Origin of the sequence: Kutzneria sp. NPDC052558 (assembly GCF_044547355.1) — a bacterium.
In the GTDB taxonomy this organism is placed as follows: domain Bacteria; phylum Actinomycetota; class Actinomycetes; order Mycobacteriales; family Pseudonocardiaceae; genus Kutzneria.
The window spans coordinates 15728-32705 of record NZ_JBIUAG010000031.1; the positions used below are offsets into that span (position 1 = coordinate 15728).

Annotated in this window: 16 protein-coding genes and 1 pseudogene; 3 read left to right on the plus strand and 14 right to left on the minus strand. The window is 71.3% G+C overall.

Annotated elements, in window-relative coordinates:
* Nucleotides 1–428 precede the first annotated feature (428 nt).
* Both ACIG5F_RS38475 and ACIG5F_RS38480 read left to right on the plus strand, forming a co-directional pair.
* Nucleotides 429–646, plus strand: a pseudogene (locus tag ACIG5F_RS38475) (VOC family protein); the annotation flags it as partial.
* 64 nt (nucleotides 647–710) lie between these two features.
* Complete coding sequence (locus tag ACIG5F_RS38480; RefSeq protein WP_396524974.1) at nucleotides 711–2084, plus strand: FAD-binding oxidoreductase; 1374 nt, start codon at nucleotides 711–713, stop codon at nucleotides 2082–2084.
* Nucleotides 2085–2228: 144 nt separating this feature from the next.
* On the opposite strand, the gene pheT is transcribed toward ACIG5F_RS38480, so the two are convergent.
* The 6 genes from pheT to infC form a co-directional block, all read right to left on the minus strand.
* A complete protein-coding gene (gene pheT, locus ACIG5F_RS38485) occupies nucleotides 2229–4706 on the minus strand; it encodes a phenylalanine--tRNA ligase subunit beta (protein WP_396524975.1) in 2478 nt (825 codons plus the stop codon).
* 5 nt (nucleotides 4707–4711) lie between these two features.
* Nucleotides 4712–5779: a phenylalanine--tRNA ligase subunit alpha gene (gene pheS, locus ACIG5F_RS38490; protein ID WP_396524977.1), complete on the minus strand. Its 1068-nt coding sequence runs from the start codon at nucleotides 5777–5779 to the stop codon at nucleotides 4712–4714.
* 78 nt (nucleotides 5780–5857) lie between these two features.
* A complete protein-coding gene (locus ACIG5F_RS38495; RefSeq protein WP_396524978.1) occupies nucleotides 5858–6670 on the minus strand; it encodes a TrmH family RNA methyltransferase in 813 nt (270 codons plus the stop codon).
* A 32-nt stretch (nucleotides 6671–6702) separates the two neighbouring features.
* Complete coding sequence (gene rplT / locus ACIG5F_RS38500) at nucleotides 6703–7083, minus strand: 50S ribosomal protein L20 (protein ID WP_396524979.1); 381 nt, start codon at nucleotides 7081–7083, stop codon at nucleotides 6703–6705.
* 70 nt (nucleotides 7084–7153) lie between these two features.
* Nucleotides 7154–7348, minus strand: a complete 195-nt coding sequence (rpmI, locus tag ACIG5F_RS38505; RefSeq protein WP_396524980.1) for a 50S ribosomal protein L35 — start codon at nucleotides 7346–7348, stop codon at nucleotides 7154–7156.
* Nucleotides 7349–7421: 73 nt separating this feature from the next.
* Nucleotides 7422–8027: a translation initiation factor IF-3 gene (gene infC, locus ACIG5F_RS38510; protein WP_211766691.1), complete on the minus strand. Its 606-nt coding sequence runs from the start codon at nucleotides 8025–8027 to the stop codon at nucleotides 7422–7424.
* A gap of 315 nt (nucleotides 8028–8342) precedes the next feature.
* Between infC and ACIG5F_RS38515 the strand changes: the two genes are divergently transcribed.
* Nucleotides 8343–8606 carry a DUF1844 domain-containing protein gene (locus tag ACIG5F_RS38515; RefSeq protein WP_396525079.1) on the plus strand — a complete coding sequence of 88 codons (264 nt, stop codon included), beginning with the start codon at nucleotides 8343–8345 and terminating at the stop codon, nucleotides 8604–8606.
* A gap of 46 nt (nucleotides 8607–8652) precedes the next feature.
* On the opposite strand, the gene ACIG5F_RS38520 is transcribed toward ACIG5F_RS38515, so the two are convergent.
* The 8 genes from ACIG5F_RS38520 to ACIG5F_RS38555 are packed head-to-tail and all read right to left on the minus strand — an operon-like array spanning nucleotide 8653 to nucleotide 16695.
* Complete coding sequence (locus ACIG5F_RS38520; protein ID WP_396524981.1) at nucleotides 8653–9411, minus strand: class I SAM-dependent methyltransferase; 759 nt, start codon at nucleotides 9409–9411, stop codon at nucleotides 8653–8655.
* 22 nt (nucleotides 9412–9433) lie between these two features.
* Complete coding sequence (locus ACIG5F_RS38525; protein WP_396524982.1) at nucleotides 9434–10636, minus strand: cytochrome P450; 1203 nt, start codon at nucleotides 10634–10636, stop codon at nucleotides 9434–9436.
* Nucleotides 10633–11982, minus strand: coding sequence for an MFS transporter (locus ACIG5F_RS38530; protein ID WP_396524983.1), 1350 nt, complete (start codon nucleotides 11980–11982; stop codon nucleotides 10633–10635). The genes ACIG5F_RS38525 and ACIG5F_RS38530 overlap by 4 nt, the downstream gene beginning before the upstream one ends.
* Nucleotides 11979–13076 carry a hypothetical protein gene (locus ACIG5F_RS38535; protein ID WP_396524985.1) on the minus strand — a complete coding sequence of 366 codons (1098 nt, stop codon included), beginning with the start codon at nucleotides 13074–13076 and terminating at the stop codon, nucleotides 11979–11981. The genes ACIG5F_RS38530 and ACIG5F_RS38535 overlap by 4 nt, the downstream gene beginning before the upstream one ends.
* A gap of 12 nt (nucleotides 13077–13088) precedes the next feature.
* Nucleotides 13089–13937, minus strand: coding sequence for a hypothetical protein (locus ACIG5F_RS38540; RefSeq protein ID WP_396524987.1), 849 nt, complete (start codon nucleotides 13935–13937; stop codon nucleotides 13089–13091).
* The gene (locus ACIG5F_RS38545; RefSeq protein WP_396524988.1) at nucleotides 13924–14280 is read right to left on the minus strand and encodes a hypothetical protein; all 357 of its coding nucleotides are present in this window, start codon (nucleotides 14278–14280) and stop codon (nucleotides 13924–13926) included. The genes ACIG5F_RS38540 and ACIG5F_RS38545 overlap by 14 nt, the downstream gene beginning before the upstream one ends.
* The gene (locus tag ACIG5F_RS38550; RefSeq protein WP_396524989.1) at nucleotides 14267–15415 is read right to left on the minus strand and encodes a YcaO-like family protein; all 1149 of its coding nucleotides are present in this window, start codon (nucleotides 15413–15415) and stop codon (nucleotides 14267–14269) included. Before ACIG5F_RS38550 ends, ACIG5F_RS38545 begins: the two co-directional genes overlap by 14 nt.
* Nucleotides 15412–16695 carry a TfuA-like protein gene (locus ACIG5F_RS38555; protein WP_396524990.1) on the minus strand — a complete coding sequence of 428 codons (1284 nt, stop codon included), beginning with the start codon at nucleotides 16693–16695 and terminating at the stop codon, nucleotides 15412–15414. Before ACIG5F_RS38555 ends, ACIG5F_RS38550 begins: the two co-directional genes overlap by 4 nt.
* Nucleotides 16696–16978 lie beyond the last annotated feature (283 nt).

The following is a 16978-nucleotide window of genomic DNA, read 5'->3' on the forward strand; positions in this document are numbered from 1 at the left end:
CTCGTACTGCCCGGCCGGCCTCGCCAGCGCTGACGCCCGCCAACGGGAGATCGCAGCAGCGGTGCTGGGTGACCTGCGCAGTCACGCCACACTCGACCCGGCCACCGCCGACCGCGACCCAGGGCAGCTGTCGTTGCCGACGAAGAAGTTGCCGCTCGAGTCCTGAAGCAGGAGCTCATAACGGAGCTGCAGGCGTTGGGCGTCAAGGAAGGGGCTTCGCACACTCCGCACTCGGCAAGTCCGCCGGTCAGCAGGTATCGGCGCCCCGTTGCATTGCCCCGGTGCGCATCACCGACGGAATAGGTGCCGCCATTCTTGCGCACCACCCGGCGTGGCTGCGACAACTTCAGCTTGCATGCCTGCCAGGTTCACTCATCCAAGATCGCTTCCCAATTGCCCCGGCCGGTCTATGACAACTGGAGGAGGGCAAGGCGGCCAAGAACCGACTGCACTTCGACCTCCAGCCGGACCGGCCCGTGACGAGGAGGTGCAGCGGCTGATCGGCCTCGGCGCGACGCTGGTGCTGGACAAGCGCACCCTGGACAGGAAGGGCTGGGTGCAGCTGGCCGACCCCGGGGGCAACGAGTTCTGCGTTGAGCGAAGCGCCGCCGAGCGGGTCGCCACCGAGGACCGGTCGAGTGTATGAAAGCCCCGTTCCTGCACTCGGAGTGGAGGAACGCGGCTTTCCCACACTGGCGAAGAGGCGGTCGATGGACGACGTGAGGACCCGGCTGGCGAGCATCGTCGGGGACGGGAACTTCCTGGCCGGCGCGGAGATCCCCGAGGACTACGGCCGCGACGAGGACCTGACCGGCCGGCCGCAGCTCCCGGCGTACGTCGCGAAACCGGGCAGCGCCAAGGAAGTCGCGGAGCTGCTGACGACGGCGGCCGAGCACGGGGTGCCGGTGACCGCACGGGGATCGGGCACCGGGATCTCCGGCGCGGCCCGGCCGGTGGCCGGTGGGCTGGTGGTGTCGTTCGAGCGGATGAACGCCGTGCTGGAGATCGACACCGGCAACCACGTCGCCGTCGTGCAGCCGGGAGTGACGGTGGCCGAGCTGGACGCCCGCGCCGCCGAGCACGGGCTGACCTACCCGGTCCGGCCCGGCGAGCTCAGCGGCAGCCTCGGCGGCAACGTCGCCACCAACGCCGGCGGCATGCGGGCGGTCAAGTACGGCGTGACCCGCGACAACGTGCTCGGCCTTGAGGCGGCGCTGCCGACCGGGGAGGTCATCCGCACCGGCGGCAAGGTGGCCAAGTCGTCCAGCGGCTACGACCTGACCCAGCTGATCATCGGCTCCGAGGGCACGCTGGCCCTGGTCACCGAGGTGATCGTCAAGCTACGGCCGCGGCTGCCGCACGGCGCCACCGTGCTCGCCCCGTTCGGCGACTTCGGCCAGGTGATGGCGGCCGTGCCGGAGATCGTCGCCAGCGGCGTCGGGCCGCACATCCTGGAGTACATCGACGCCGCGACCATGGCCGCCATTGTCGACCGGGAGGGCCTCGACCTCGGCGTGCCGGCCGAGATCCGCGCCGCCTGCGACGCGTACCTGGTGGTGGCGCTGGAGAGCCGCGACGACCGGCGGCTGGCCGAGGACGTCGAGACCACCGGCGAACTGCTCTCGGGGCTCGGCGCGACCGAGGTCTACGTGCTGGACGGCGGCGCGGCCCGGCGACTGATCGAGGCCCGGGAGAAAGCGTTCTGGGTGGTCAAGGCCGTCGGCTGCGACGACACCATCGACGCCGTGGTGCCGCGGACCGAGATGCCCCGGTTCATCGCCGCCGCCCAGGAACTGGCCCGGGCCGCCGGCGGCGACGCCCTGGGCTGCGGCCACGCCGGCGACGGCAACGTCCACCTGGCCATCCGCTGCCCCGACCCGGCGATCCGCAAGAAGCTGTTCACCGAGATCCTCGCGTACGCCGTCGAGCTCGGCGGCCAGATCTCCGGCGAGCACGGCCTGGGCCGGGCCAAGACCGGCTACTTCACCGAGCTGGCCGACCCCGCCCGCATCGCCCTCATGCGCCGCATCAAGCACGCCTTCGACCCCACCGGCATCCTCAACCCCGGAGTCCTCTTCCCCTGACGCCCCTCACGGCGCCTTCCTTGCACCCCACGCCAGGAACGGCCCCGCCACAACACGGCAGCGAGTGTAGGAAGGGGGCTTTCCTCCACTTGGAGTGGAGGAAAGCCCCCTTCCTACACTTCTGACGGCGCGAAAACCGGGGGGTCAGGCGCGGAGGGTGGCGCCGTGGTTGGAGCCGGCGGCGGCGACCGCGGCGTCGCGGGCGGCGGTGGCCTCCTCGACGGTGAGGGTGCGGTCGGGGGCCCGGAAGCGCAGGGCGTAGGCCAGGGAGCGCTTGCCCTCGCCGAGCTGCTCGCCGGTGTAGACGTCGAACAGCCGGATGTCCTCCAGCAGCTCGCCGCCGCCGGAGCGCAGGGCCGAGGCGACGTCGGCCACCGGCACGGCGGCGTCGACGACCAGGGCCACGTCCAGCAGCACCGGCGGGTAGGGCGAGACCACCGGCACCGGCCGGCGGTCGGCCAGCGGCAGGGCGTCCAGGTCGATCTCCATGGCGCAGGTCCGCTTGGGCAGCCCCAGCTTCTCCACGACGGCCGGGTGCAGCTCGCCGGCGTGGCCGACGGGCCAGCCGCCGACCCGCAGCTCGGCGCAGCGGCCGGGGTGCCACGGCGCGAGGTCGGAGGCGACGACGGTGAGCTCGACGCCCCAGGCGTGCGCGATGGTCCGCGCGGCCTCGACGGCGTCGGCCCACGAGGCCTCCCGGCCCTTGCCCCACCAGCCGGCCTGCTCCCGGTGGCCGGCCAGCACGACGGCGGCGTGCAGCGGCTGGTTGGGCAGCGACGCCTCCAGCTGACCCAGCTCCTCGTCGGTGGGACGGCCGGCGACGCCGACCTCCGGCACCGGGGTGGGCTGGGCCTTGGGCAGCACGACCTGTCCGATGTGGAACAGCGCCAGGTCCCGCTGGCCACGGGAAACGTTGCGGCGCAACATGTCCAGCATGTTGGGCAGCAGCGTGGTGGCCAGCTCGGGGTGGTCGGCCTCCAGCGGGTTGAGCACCTTCACGGTGGTGCGCCGCACGTCGTCGGCGTCCAGGCCGAAGTCGTCCCAGACGGTGGTGGCCACGAACGGGAACGGCAGCACCTCGGCGTAGCCGGCCTCGGCCAGCGCCCGGGACGCGGCCCGGCGGCGGCGCTGCGCCTCGGTCAGGCCCCGCTGCGGCGGCGCGGGCGGCAGCTCGGACGGGATGGTGTGGTACCCCTCCAGCCGCAGCACCTCCTCCACCAGGTCGGCCGGCTGGATGAGGTCGGGCCGCCACGGCGGCGGGGTGGCGATGACAAACGTGCGGCCGTCGTCGCTGGTGGTGACCTCGACGCCGCAGCCGATCTGGCCGAGCCGCCGCGCGGTGACGCCGCGGGCGTAGCGCACGCCGGCCACCCGGTCGGGCATGTCGATCGGCATGGACACCGGGGACGGCAGGATCGGGTTGCCGACGTCGGTGCGGCCGGGGCGGATGCTGCCCTCGCCGAACTCGTCGAGCAGCTTGGCCGCGCGGTCCAGGGCGGCCGCGGCCACCACCGGGTCGACCGAGCGCTCGAACCGGCGCGAGGCCTCGCTGGGCAGCTTGTGCCGGCGGGCGGTGCGGGCGATCGAGGCCGGCTCCCAGTTGGCCGCCTCCAGCAGGATGTCGGTGCTGGTCTCGCCGACCTCGGTGGACGCGCCGCCCATCACGCCGGCCAGCGACACCGGGCCGCTGTCGTCGCAGATGACCAGGTCGTCGGTGGACAGGGTGCGCTCGATGTCGTCGAGGGTGCGCAGCTTCTCGCCCTCCTGGGCGCGCCGCACCACCAGCGTGCCCTGGAGCTTGGCGGCGTCGAAGGCGTGCAGCGGCTGGCCGGTCTCCAGCATCACGTAGTTGGTGACGTCGACCGGCAGCGAGATGGAGCGGATGCCGGCCAGCATCAGCCGGCGGCGCATCCAGAACGGGGTCGGGGCCTTGGTGTCCACGCCGGTCACCCGGCGGGCCACGAAGCGACGGCAGCCCTCCTCGTCCTGCACGTCGACCGGCCACACCTCGTTGTCGGTGGCGCGCACGTCGGCGCCGGCCGGGTCGCCGAAGGGCAGGTCGAAGGCGCAGGCCAGGTCCCGGCCGAGGCCGCGGACCGACAGCGCGTAGCCGCGGTCGGGCGTGATCGACAGCTCCAGCACGGCGTCGTCGAGGCCGAGGATCGGCTTGGCGTCGTCACCGGGGCTGGCGGTGCCGGGCGGCAGCACCAGGATGCCGGTGTGGTCGTCGCCAAGGCCCAGCTCCTTGACCGAGCAGATCATGCCCTCGCTGGTCTTGCCGTAGGTCTTGCGCGCGCCGATCTCGAAGCCGCCGGGCAGCACCGCGCCGGGCAGGGCCACCACGACCAGGTCGCCCTCGACGAAGTTGCGGGCGCCGCAGACGATGCCCTGGATGCGGTCCTCGTCCACCTCGACCTGGCAGTACCGGATCGGCTTCTTGAACTCGGTGAGCTCCTCGATCTCCACCACCAGGCCGACCACCAGCGGGCCGTCCACGGGGTCGAGCCGCTCCACGGCCTCGACCTCGTGGCCGATCCGGATCAGCGCCTCGGCCACGTCCTCGGGCGTGGTCTCCTCGGGCAGCGGCAGGTGCTCGGCGAGCCAGCTGACAGGAATGCGCACGGGACTCAGAACTCCGTTCCGAAGGGCGAGGTGAAGCGGACATCGCCCTCGACCATGTCACGCATGTCGGGGATGCCGTTGCGGAACTGCAGCGTGCGCTCCAGGCCCATGCCGAACGCGAAGCCCGAGTACACCTCGGGGTCCACGCCGGTGGCCCGCAGCACGTTGGGGTTGACCATGCCGCAGCCGCCCCACTCGACCCAGCCCGCGCCGCCCTTCTTCTGCGGGAACCACACGTCCACCTCGGCCGAGGGCTCGGTGAACGGGAAGAAGGAGGGTCGCAGCCGGGTCTTGGAGTCGGCGCCGAACATGGCCCGGGCGAACGCGTCCAGCGTGCCCTTGAGGTGGGCCATGGTGATGCCCTTGTCCACGACCAGGCCCTCGACCTGGTGGAAGACCGGGGTGTGGGTCGAGTCCAGCTCGTCGGTCCGGTAGGTGCGGCCGGGGCACACGATGTAGACCGGCAGCGGCCGGTTGAGCAGGGTGCGGATCTGCACCGGCGAGGTCTGGGTGCGCAGCACCAGGCCGGAGTTCTCCGGCGCGATGTAGAAGGTGTCCTGCATGGTGCGGGCCGGGTGGTCCTTGCTCGTGTTGAGCGCGTCGAAGTTGAACCACTCGGTCTCGACCTCGGGCCCCTCGGCGACCTCGTAGCCCATGCCGACGAACACGTCGCCGATGCGCTCGGCCAACGTGGTCAGCGGGTGCCGGGCCCCGGGCGCGATCCGGTCCCACGGCAGCGTCACGTCGACCGTCTCGGTCAGCAGCACCTGGCGGTTGCGCTCGGCCTCCAGCGCCGACTTGCGCTCGTCGAAGGCGGCCTTGATCTCGGCCTGCGCCTCGTTCACCCGCTTGCCGGCCTCCGACCGGGCGGCCGGCGGCAGCGCGCCGATCTCCCGGCGCGCGGTGAGCAGCGGCGACCGGTCGCCGAGGTGCGCGGGCCGCACCGCGGCCAGCTGGTCGAGGTCGGCGGCTTCGGCGAACGCCTCGTGCGCCTGTTCGACCGCGGCCTTCAGCGTCTCCGGCGCGAGTGCCGCGACCTGCTTGGGGTCGAAAGGATCGTTGACTCCGGACATGGTCGCCTGACAACTCCTGGGGCTGGCTTCATGCGGGTGGTGAACAGACCGATCCTACGGGGTCGGACTGAAACGATTTCACGCGGAGCGCTGCACCCGGGCCGAGGTGTAGAGACAGACGGCCGCGGCGGTGGCGAGGTTAAGGCTTTCCGCCTGACCGTGGATGGGCACCCGCAGCGCGCTGTCGGTCCGCTCCAGCAGGTCGGCCGGCAGGCCGTGGGCCTCGCTGCCGAACACCCAGGCCGTCGGCCCGGTCAGCTCGCCGGCCCGTTCGGCCTGGTCCAGGTCCCGCTCCGCGTAGCCGTCGGCGGCGACCAGGCGCAGCCCGGCGTCGCGGCAGGCGGCCAGCACCGCCTCGGTGTCCCGCGAGCGGGCGACCGGGAGGTGGAACAGGCTGCCGGTGGAGGCCCGCACGCACTTGCCGTTGTGCGGGTCGACGGTGGCCCCGGCCAGCAGCACGGCGTCCGCGCCGGCGGCGTCGGCCACCCGCAGCACCGTGCCGGCGTTGCCCGGATCGGCCACCCCGACCAGCACCGCCACCAGGAGCGGCGCTCCCTTCAAGGCGTCCTGGACCGATTGGTCGACCAGGTCGCAGACGGCGATGATGCCCTGCGGCGACACCGTCTCGGACAGGCCGTCGGCCGCCTTGTCGGTGACTTCGCTCACCGGCACGCGCTGTTCGTCGGCCTGGTCGAGCAGTTCGGCGTTGCGCTGCGCGGCGATGGCCGTGACGAACACCTCGTGCACCCGGCCGTGACCGACGCGGGCCCAGGCCAGCGCCTCACGCACGGCCTGCGCGCCCTCGGCCAGGAAGCGACCGTCCTTGTCGCGTCCGGCCCGCCGGGTCAGCTGGCGGGCGGCGGCGACCCGGGGCGTGCGTTCGGTGAACACCCCGGCCCCGGATCGCGCCGACGAGACCTTGCTCAGCCCTGGCTCACCGGGGTCTGGGCCGGCACGTTCTTGCGGGCCAGCTCGACCAGCGCGGTGAACGCGTCGGCGTCGTTGACGGCCAGCTCGGCCAGGATCTTGCGGTCCACCTCGACACCCGCGACCTTGAGGCCCTGGATGAAGCGGTTGTAGGTCATGCCGTTCTGGCGCGCGGCCGCGTTGATACGCGTGATCCACAGCTGCCGGAAGTCGCCCTTGCGGGCACGACGGTCCCGGTAGGCGTAGTTGAGCGAGTGGAGCACCTGCTCCTTGGCCTTGCGGTACAGCCGGGAGCGCTGGCCGCGGTAGCCGCTGGCGAGCTCCAGGGTCGTGCGGCGCTTCTTCTGGGCGTTGACCGCCCGCTTGACGCGTGCCACTGGTTCATCCTGTCAATCTCATGGGGGTGTTCGGGGCACCCCGGGTCTTCGTAGGGGACAGCAGCTCGCGTCAGATACCGAGCATCTTCTTCATACGCGCGACGTCGGGCTTGGCGACCTGCTTGTCGCCGGCGTAGCGGCGGGTCAGCTTGCTGGACTTCTTCTCCAGCAGGTGGCGCTTGCCGGTGCCCTCCCGCAGGAGCTTGCCCTTGCCGGTCACCTTCACGCGCTTGGAGATGCCGCTGTGCGTCTTGTTCTTGGGCATTGTCGTCCTCGTTGTCGTACCGCCGCCCGGCTTGGGCGGCGGTGCGTCGTCGTACCTCGGGGGTTCCCGGGTATCACTCCTGCTCGGAGCCGGTCTCCGGGGCGGTGGCCTTGATCGGCCGGGTCTTGCTGCTCTTGTGCGGCGCCAACACCATGATCATGTTGCGGCCGTCCTGCTTGGCGCTGGACTCCACGAAGCCCAGCTCGTTCACGTCCTCGGCCAGCCGCTGCAACAGCCGGAAGCCGAGCTCCGGCCGGGACTGCTCGCGGCCGCGGAACATGATGGTGACCTTGACCTTGTGCCCGTGCTCGAGGAAGCGAACCACGTGGTTCTTCTTCGTCTCGTAGTCGTGCGGGTCGATCTTCGGCCGGAGCTTCTGCTCCTTGATCACCGTGAGCTGCTGGTTGCGCCGCGACTCGCGGGCCTTCTGCGCGCTCTCGTACTTGTACTTGCCGTAGTCCATGAGCTTGCAGACCGGCGGGCGGGCCTGCGGGGCGACCTCAACGAGGTCCAGATCCGCTTCCACGGCGAGCCGGAGGGCGTCCTCGATGCGGACGATGCCCACCTGTTCACCATTGGGCCCGACGAGCCGGACCTCGGGCACCCGAATGCGGTCGTTGATACGGGCCTCGGGTGCGGAGGTGGGGCCTCCACGGTCTCGACTAGAGGGAGCTGTCATGCACGTCCTTCAGTTGCCTGGGTGCGCCAGAAACGGCAACGGCCCCACATGTCCGTGACATGCGGGGCCCGCTTCCTTCCGATCGCCCGACCTGAGTCGGGCTGCTCCGACCCGTCTCAGGGCCGGAGGACCGGACCCGGCTGCCTGCTGGCGGCTCGGGTGGGAGCGGGGCTCCACTTGCCGCCCCCGCACATACGGGGGCTGGTCGCACGTGTAAGGGTAGCAGACGTGACGGAACTGCCCGAAATCGACGCCCCGCAGCTGCGTGAGCTGGCCGCCGTGCCCAGTGTGGAGATCATCAGCCGGGCCGCGGTGATGCTGCTCTCGGCCGCCGCCGAACGCCTCGGCCTGGCCGACACCGAGCCCGAGTCCAGCCCCCACCGCGACCTGGACGAGGCCCGCCGGCTGATCACCGCGCTGGCCGGCCTGATCACCGCCTCCGCCGAGTACCTCGGCCCGCACGCCGGCCCCCTGCGCGACGGCCTCCAGGCCGTGCAGCGGGCGTTCCGCGAGGGCTCCGCCGTCCCCGACGACCCCGGCCAGGGCCCCGGCGAAAAGTACACCGGCCCCGTCTACTGACCATGGCGAAGGGGCCCTTCCCGACACCGGACATCGGAAGGGCCCTTCACAGCATCCGGCTGGTTCGGGTGGCGGTGACCAAACAGGTGCGGAACCGCAGGGGAAAGGCACCGCCGAGGGCGTCGATGTCGCGGGCAACGGCCGAGAGCAGCCCGTCCAGGCGATCGGAGGGAAGCTTGCGATAGCCGCTGATCGTCTGGACGAGGTCGAGCCACTCCGCTGTGGTGTAGTCGCGGGTCCAGTCCCAGGACAGCGTGACGCTCGGCGTGAACAGTCCGGTGTGATCGAGCCCCCACGCGGCTTCGGAGAGGACCGGGACGGGGTACTCCGGCTGCTTGAGCTCGTCCATCAGTTCCGGAGCCAGTTCTCGGTAGCTGGCCCGGAGCGCCGCGTTGAGTTCGGCCGGCTGCTCGGCGAAGTTCCAGATCAGGCCGATCCGGCCGCCGGGCACGAGGGCGTTGGCTGCCTTCCGCGGTCCCTCGACCGGATCGACCCAGTGCCAGGCCTGAGCGCAGACGAGCAGGTCGAACCGACGTTGCGGTGTCGGCCAGCGCTCGAACGTCGTCGTCTCCACGTCGATCCCGTGGTCGCGCGCGAAGGCGGCCATGCGCTCGTCGGGCTCCACGCCGGTGACCTCGCAGCCCCGGGCCTGGAACAGTCGCGACGCGATGCCGGTGCCGCATCCGACGTCGACGACCCGCAGCGGGCGGGCCCCGACGAGCTCGTCCACGAGCGCACCGGGATAACCGGGACGGGCCCGGTCGTAGCGGGGCGCGTCGACGCCGAAGGACCGCCCACCGGACATGAGTCCCCCTCAGAATCCAGCCTCACCAGGCGACAGGCAGGGAGTCGAGGCCAAACATAGCCGCGGAGGTGTTTGCCCGCAGCTCCGCCACGGGCACGCCGAGCCGCACGCGGGGCAACCGGGTGAACAGCGCACGCAGGGCGATCTCCATCTCGACGCGGGCCAGATTCTGGCCGACGCACTGGTGCGCCCCGTGCCCGAAGGCGAGGTGACGCCGGTCGCCCCGCCGCACGTCGAAGGCCTCCGGCCGCTCGTACGCGGCGGGGTCGTGGTTGGCCAGCCAGGCGTTGACAACGATCGCGTCGCCTGCCCGGATGGTTTCGCCGGCGATGTCGAGGTCGGCCAGCGCGGTGCGGCCGCCCAACTCGAGGTTGGCGTTGGAGAAGAACCGAAGCATCTCCTCGCTCGCCTCCGGGAATGAGCCGGCGGCGGCGCAGACGGCGGCGCGCTGCTCCGGGAAGCCCAACAGGGCCGCGGCGCCGAGCGCGATCATGCTGGCGGTCGTCTCGAAACCAGCGATGAGCAGCAGCACCGCCATACCGACCACCTCGTCGTGGCCGATGCCGACGGCACGTTCGGCCGCGGCGAGCCGGCTCAGCAGATTGTCGGCGGGGTGCTTCCGGAAGTCGCCGGCGAGCCGGTCGAAGTAGGCGTGGATCTCAGCGAACGCGATCCGGCGGCGCTCGCTCCCGCTGTGCGTGTCGACCAGCGCCGCGGTGCGTTCACGGAAATACGGGAAGTCGGCCGGGGGCACACCGAGCAATTCCCCCATCACCGCGCAGGGCACCGGGAAGGCGAAGTCATGGACCAGGTTGGCCGGCGGTCCTGTGCGCAGCAGGCCATCGACGGCGTCGTCGACGATCCGCTGGATGACCGGCCGCATCGCTTCGACACGCCGCACACTGAGCTCCGGGATCACCAGTCGCCGCAGCCGGGTGTGCTCCGGCGGGTCGTGGTCGATGAAGAAGCCGGGCATGTGCCGCGGCGCGTTCGCGTCGGCGATCATCCGGGGTGCGCCGGGTCGGGTCGGGTCGCAGCTCACCCGAGGGTCGGCCAGCACTGCCTTCGCCTGCTCGTGGCTGCTGATCAGCCAGGCCGGCTGACCGGTCGGCAGCTCAACCCGGGTCACCGGTCGCCGCCGCAGCTCGTCGGCCGCTGAGAGCGGCCCGAACACCGACTCGCGCGGCGGCGGGAACCGCAGCGGGCAGACCTCGTTCTCACTCATGCGCGGCCTTTCTGCACGGTCAACGGCTTCGGGTCGTCCGGGGCGGACCCGACGCGGTCGATGTCGCGCAGGTCGCGGTGGAGGAACCCCACGACCGCCGCGAGCAGTCCGCACAGCCCGGCCAGGAACAGCATCGCGGCCATGCCGCTGCCGGGCCCGTCACCGACGATCGGCCGCAGCACCCCTGCCACACCGGTCCCGGTCCTGGCCTGCGGTTCGAAGACGTGATCGGCCAATGGGCCGGACAGGATCATCGCCAACAGCGCCGCGAGCTGCGAGAGGAAGAAGACGGCCCCGAACACCCGGCCGTGCAGGGCGGCGGGGGTCTTGCCCTGGACGGTCGACGCGAGGGCGCCGTTGATGAAGGGCACGAAGGCGGCTCCCACCAGGGACGCCGCGAACCATGCCGGCGCGCCGCGAACGACCGCCATGGTCATGTGCGCGGAAACGCTCGTGACCGCGATGCCGACCAGCATGGCCATGATCCGGCGCCGGGGACCGCGCCAGACCCAGAGCAGAGCGCCGCCGAGGAGGGTGCCGAAGCCTATAGCCGCGTCGGCGGCGGCCAGCGTCATCGCGCTGTCGCCGCTGCGGGCCAGGATCATCGGTTGGGTGACCGAGAAGCCGAACACCGCGGCGAAGCTGACCACGAAGAACAGCGCCACCAGGGCCCGCAGCCCCGGCACCGAGAGAATGTGACGCAGGCCGGTGAGGGCGTCCACTGCGAGGGGTGTCCGGAGCTCCGTCGACTCGGCCCGCCTCGGGATGCGGACCAGCCAGACCGTGGCGATCGCGAACAGGTAGCTGAGCAGATCGGCGGTCAGAATGGCGTCGAGGCCGACGGTGACGACGAGCAGCGCCCCCAGCGCCGGCCCGCCGATGTCGCCGACGCTGCGTGCCGCGGAGACCAGCCCGTTGGCGGTCTGCACACGGTGCTGCGGCACCAGCTGGGGGATGGCGGCGGCCAGCGCCGGGAACTGGAACGCCTCAGCCGCGCCGAGGACCACCATGGCCAGGTAGACATGCCAGGTCGAGAGCTGCCCGGCGACCTGGGCCAGGGTAAGGCCGCCGATGGCCACGACGCCGCCGAGGTCGGCCATCTGCAGCACGACCCGCCGATCCCAGCGGTCGACCAGCGCGCCGGCCAGCGGGCTGAGGAGCATCCTGGGCAGGAAGGTCAACAGCGACAGCAGCACGACATCGGTGGCCGAGCCCCCGGACCGCCAGATGTTCACCACGAACGCGAACTGCGCCACCGCGGTGCCCAGCCGGCTGACCACCTGCCCCGACCACACGATCCCGAACGCCCGCATGCCGCCCGGCCGCGCCGGCGGCGGGGCGCTCATGAACCCCGCCGGACGTTGCGGCCGGCCTCGGCGTCGTACACCCAACCGTCGGCCAGCGACTCCGGACCGAACAGCTCCGGATAGAGCCGGCCGAACCGTTCGTCGATCCGAGTTCCCGGGCAGATTCGGTAGTTCTGGTCGGTCGCGGACCGCACCCACCACTTGCGGGACAGGATCCGCCGCGCCCCGTCGTCACTGGCGTCCGCGTACCCGGTGCGGCCGTGGATGGTGGCAGTGTTGTCCACGAGACAGCCGCCGCCCACTTGGTCCAGGCGGATGTAGGACGAGCCGTGGGCACAAGGCCGCGTGTGCTCGTCGATGAAGGCTCGGGCCCGCTCCAGCGGCGGGCAGCCCGGCCGGACGGCGACGCTGATCTCGGCGTCCGGGGCGCGGAACCAGGCCTGCGGCTGGCCGTCGGGGTCGAGGAACAGGATCGGTCGGCTGATCCGCAGGTCCTGCCAGAGCACAGTGATGGCGTCGGGCAGGAACAGGCTGAGGAACGCTTCCTCGTCGGCGGCGGCCAGGTCGAGAGCCAGCACCGCGATGTTCTGGAAGTAGTTGACCGGGGCCTGGCCGGGGGCGCCGTCGATGTAGAGACCGAACGCGACGACGCCGCAGGCGTTGCCGGTGCCGTCGAAGTGCGGTGGCAGCGGCCTGGGGGTCAGGGCCTCGTGCGACATGCCGCCGACGTCGAAGATCTTCGTCGTGCCGTCGGACCGGCCGAAGGTCTCCAGCACGAACGGCGCCGACTCAGCCGGGTGGGTCAGTGGGAAACCCAGCCCCAGCCGGTCGCTGAGCTGGTCGGCCAGCGCGAGCAAGGGGTGCGGCAGCGACCCGAGCGGCGGCGGCGCGGTCAGTGCGAACGCCGCGACACCGTGCCGGGAACGGAAGGACGCGGTCAGCGCGTCGCGCTCCGCGCTGGACAGGGCAAGGGGGTCGGCCACCGGGATCACGGTCAGCTCGGCCGCTGGTTCGCTGGTCACCGGCTTGAGCGCGGCCAGCGAGTCACTGCCGAGCCGCCGCAGCATCCGGGCGAGGAACTCCGAGGCCTGGTCTTCCACGAAGGTCGTCTCCACCGACGACAGCAGCATCACGGTTCCTCCATCTCAGATCAGGAAAAGCACATAGCTCGACACGGTCGCGACCGAGAACCCCATGAGCTGACGGGGCATCAGGAACGAGAAGGACAGATGCATGGCGATGCCGACGACCAGCGCGGCCAGATGGGTCGCCGGGATCAGCAGCCCGAACGGCAGCACGACCTCCAGCCCGATCACCGCCAGCGACATCACCCTCCAGCGCCGCACGGCGGCGTCGTCCAGACCGCCGAGCAGCCGCCGCATCACCGGTGGGTAGAAGAACTCCCGGTGGGTCAGGCGATGCTCAACCCGGCCGATGAAATGAACGAACTGGGCCAGCAACAGGCCGCTGGTGAACTGCCGCGACCGGATCTTCTGCCAGGCGCTGTTCCAGTAGAGGTCAATGGTGATCACGACGATGAGGAACTGGGCCCAGGTGTTGGCCGAACTGGTCCGGGTGGAGAAGTCGAACATCGTGCCCAGCGCCCCGGCCGGCAGCAGGCACAGGGCGAGCAACATGAGGTAGATGCTGTTGAACCGGGGCGCGTAGGTTCGCTCGTGCAGCAGCCCCAGCACCACCACGCACACCGCCAGCTTGGGCCACAGACCCAGTAGCAGCGCCACGCCGGCCAGGAGCCGGAGGAACAGCACCGGCTGGTAGACCCGGGCCAGCCATTCGCCGTCGCGAGCGCCGTACTTGACGACGAGCTCGTGGCGTCCGAGAGTACCGGGGTTCAGCCGGGACAGGCCGCCGTGCGTCAGGGCGACCGTGAACTTGAGCAGGCAGGCCGCACCGAGCAACACCCGGAACAGCTGCAGCCGCCACTCGGGGGTCGCCGTGTGAAAGCCGTTCAGTGCCGCGTCAAACAACCACACGACCGGCCTCGACCTTCACGATGTCCTTCCCGGCGGCGTGCAGCACGATGCCCTGGCCAGTGACCGATCCCTTGGTCTGGGCCAGGTAGTCGACGACGATCTGGAGGTCCTCGGTGCTGATGGCCGGGTGGTGGGCCGGCAGGAGGCCGAACAGGTCCACCTGCTCCCGGCCATGGTCGGTCTCGACCTCGAAGGCGATGTCGATCTCGCAGCCGCGGGTGAACATCGGCCAGCTGAAGGTGCGCCCCGGCGGCTGTAGGAATCCGACCACCGTCATGCGGATCAGCAGCAGCGCGGTGACCGCGTACTCGGCCACCGTGACGAGCAGGTCAGCGGATGGCATGGCGATGCTCCTCCCGGTCGGCGCCGTCGAGAAAGGTCAGGCCCGGCGCCACCACCCTGACCACGGCGAATTCCGGTCGGCTGCTCAGGTCGACCACGATCGGTTCCGCCCCGGTACGCCGCGTGACGACCTCGGCCAGCCACGCCAGCTCGTCGTCGATCCGGTCGAACTCCGGCATTCCGGGGGCACGGCGGCCCGACCATGGAGCCGGCTCGGCCGGCGGCCGCGGCGACGTGGGGACGTCCTCGCGCATGCCGGCGTAGACCGGGGCCAGGTCGTCGCGGCTGCCGGTGATCGCGGTGAGCCGGCTCTGCGCAGCCTCGGTGACGGCACGGCTCAACGCGACGCCGGGCGCCGAATGGGCTCCGGAACCCGTCGCCGCGACGGGAAAGTCGGCTGACCACACCCGGCAGGCGAAACACGGCACTCCGGCCGCCGCGGCCAGCTCGCGGATCTCCAGGAATGCCCCTGCGTCGAGGACGCGTCCGATCAGCTCCGCGCACAGCGGGTCGTCGACCGTGGCCGGGTCGACCGCCGTACCCCGGTTCTCGACCGGCTCATCGCCGAGCGCGTCCCGCTCGATCAACTCGTAGAGTGCGTGCAGGGCAGCCTCAGCCGCCGAGTTGCCGGAGGCCAGGCCGTTGGTGCTGACCCGCAGCCCCAGCGGACGCCAGCCCTGCTCGATCAGGTGCACGGACTCGAGGGGCAGTGGCGTCGGTCGTCCGGTGCGCAGGCCTGAGCCGAGCACCCAGTCGGTTCGGGTTCTCGGTGTGAACAAGCTGCCCAGGTGCTGGTCCAGTGACCGCACCGAATAAGGCAGGTCCAGGTCGGCCGACGGCGTGGCTCGGGCGGCGAGCGTGGTCGGCGCGATCTCGGCGTGCCACAGCTCGATCGCCTCCATCGCCGCGGACACCGTGGCCAACAGCTGGGTCGCTCCCTTGCCCTGCGACACACTGAGGGTCGTGGCCAGCGGCCGGACGGCCATGGCCACCGGGACACCCAGCACGTCGAGCCCGGTCACGTCGGCCACGCGGGTGACGCCGAACCGCGGCAGCAGCGGCCGGACCAGGTCCCAGGTCTGTTCCGGGGGACGGACACGGTGCGTGCCGTCGATGTGGACCTTGGCCCCACTCATATCGCCGCCTCCGACTCGCTCGCCGGCTCCCCCAACGCCAGGTGGTCCCGTAGGAAGAAGGGGCGCAGGGCCTCAACCGCCTCGACGGTCGAGGAGAAGCCGCGGTCCCGTGCGGCCGCCGCGAACGCGCGGGCATCGGCGGGCGCCACGTCCCACAAGCCGGCCAGGTGGGTGTGCAGGACGTCCTCGCGCAGGCTCGATATCCGCCACTCCGGCGATTCCTCGGCCACGACCTCGTTCGTGGCGACCGCCTCGGCCACCGCCCGCACAGTCGCTTCGTCGTCGGGTTGCCCGCTAGCAGCGGCCTCCGCTAGGTCCGCCAGTCCTCGCGGCGGGCGGCACGAGCGCACGAGCGCTCGCGCCTGGAGTTCTCCCGGTGGCAGCGCGTGGATTTCCTCGTCCGTCAGCCACGTGGCCAGCTCACCGCTGTCCACAGTGCCGATCCGCGCCAGGACATGGGCCCGCCACCGGGCCGGGAAGGCGGAATCGTAGAGCTGCCGGTAGCGGACGACGGCAAGTCCGTCGACCTCGACATCGTCGACGACCGTGCCCCGAAACTGCGTGATCCACTCGTGGAGGTGCCGGGTTCGCCAGCCTTCCGGCCAGCCGGCGGTGTCGACCGGGTCGGCCGGTTCGGACAGCCAGGCCAGGGCCATGCGCGTGTCCTGAGCTTTCCGGTCCCACCGCTGCGGATCCCGGCCCACGTGGTCCCGCACCGTGCCCAGGCCCGCGACCAGCGCGGGCTCCTTGCGGCGCACCAGATCGTCGATCGCCGGCCACGACCGCGACGTGTACGGCAGCGCACGGGCGACATCGAGCAGGGCGCCGGCGTCGGCGGCAGTGATCACGCCGTCGTCGGCCAGCATCCGCAGCACGTGGCGGATGTTCACCAGCGGCTCGCTCAGTCGGCGGAACTGCGGCCCCTCGGTGTGCGCGACGGCGACCTCGTCGTCCCCGGTGATGACCCCGCGGTGGTACAGGTCGAAAACCTCGCCCAGCCCGACCATGCCGAACGCGGCCAGCTCGGCCGCCCGCAGCGCGCCCATGCTGGCACAGCCCGCGACCAGCACCCCGCCGTCGATGAGATGCAGGATCTCCTTGTGCCGCACGGATCCCGTGTGGTGGTAGTAGCCGTCGACGATCAGGACCCGGTCGCCCGGGCGAAAGTCCTCGCGGAGCAGGTCGCCGTGCCGCACGGGGTCGTGCACCCGGGCACCGGGCATGAGCGAGCCGATCTCGGCGCTCGACAGCGTCGGCCCGACGTAGACATGGACGGTCACAGCGGTCCCCCCGGATCAGCGCCGGACGGGGGAGCATCCGCGAAACACCGATCAATGCGGCCCTCCCCCGGCCGGCCCGGACGGCACACGTCCGGCAACACTACGCGGAAATATCCGCGGACTACTTCACGAAGTACTGCGAGTGCGTGGTCTTCTCCGCCTTCTTAGCGTCGAACACCGGCGTCAGCGCAGCCTTCTCATTGAGGCCGATCAGCCGCTTGATTGCCTTCTTCACGTTCCCCTCCCCTCGAACAATTAGCACCACCCCTACGTCCGACAAACA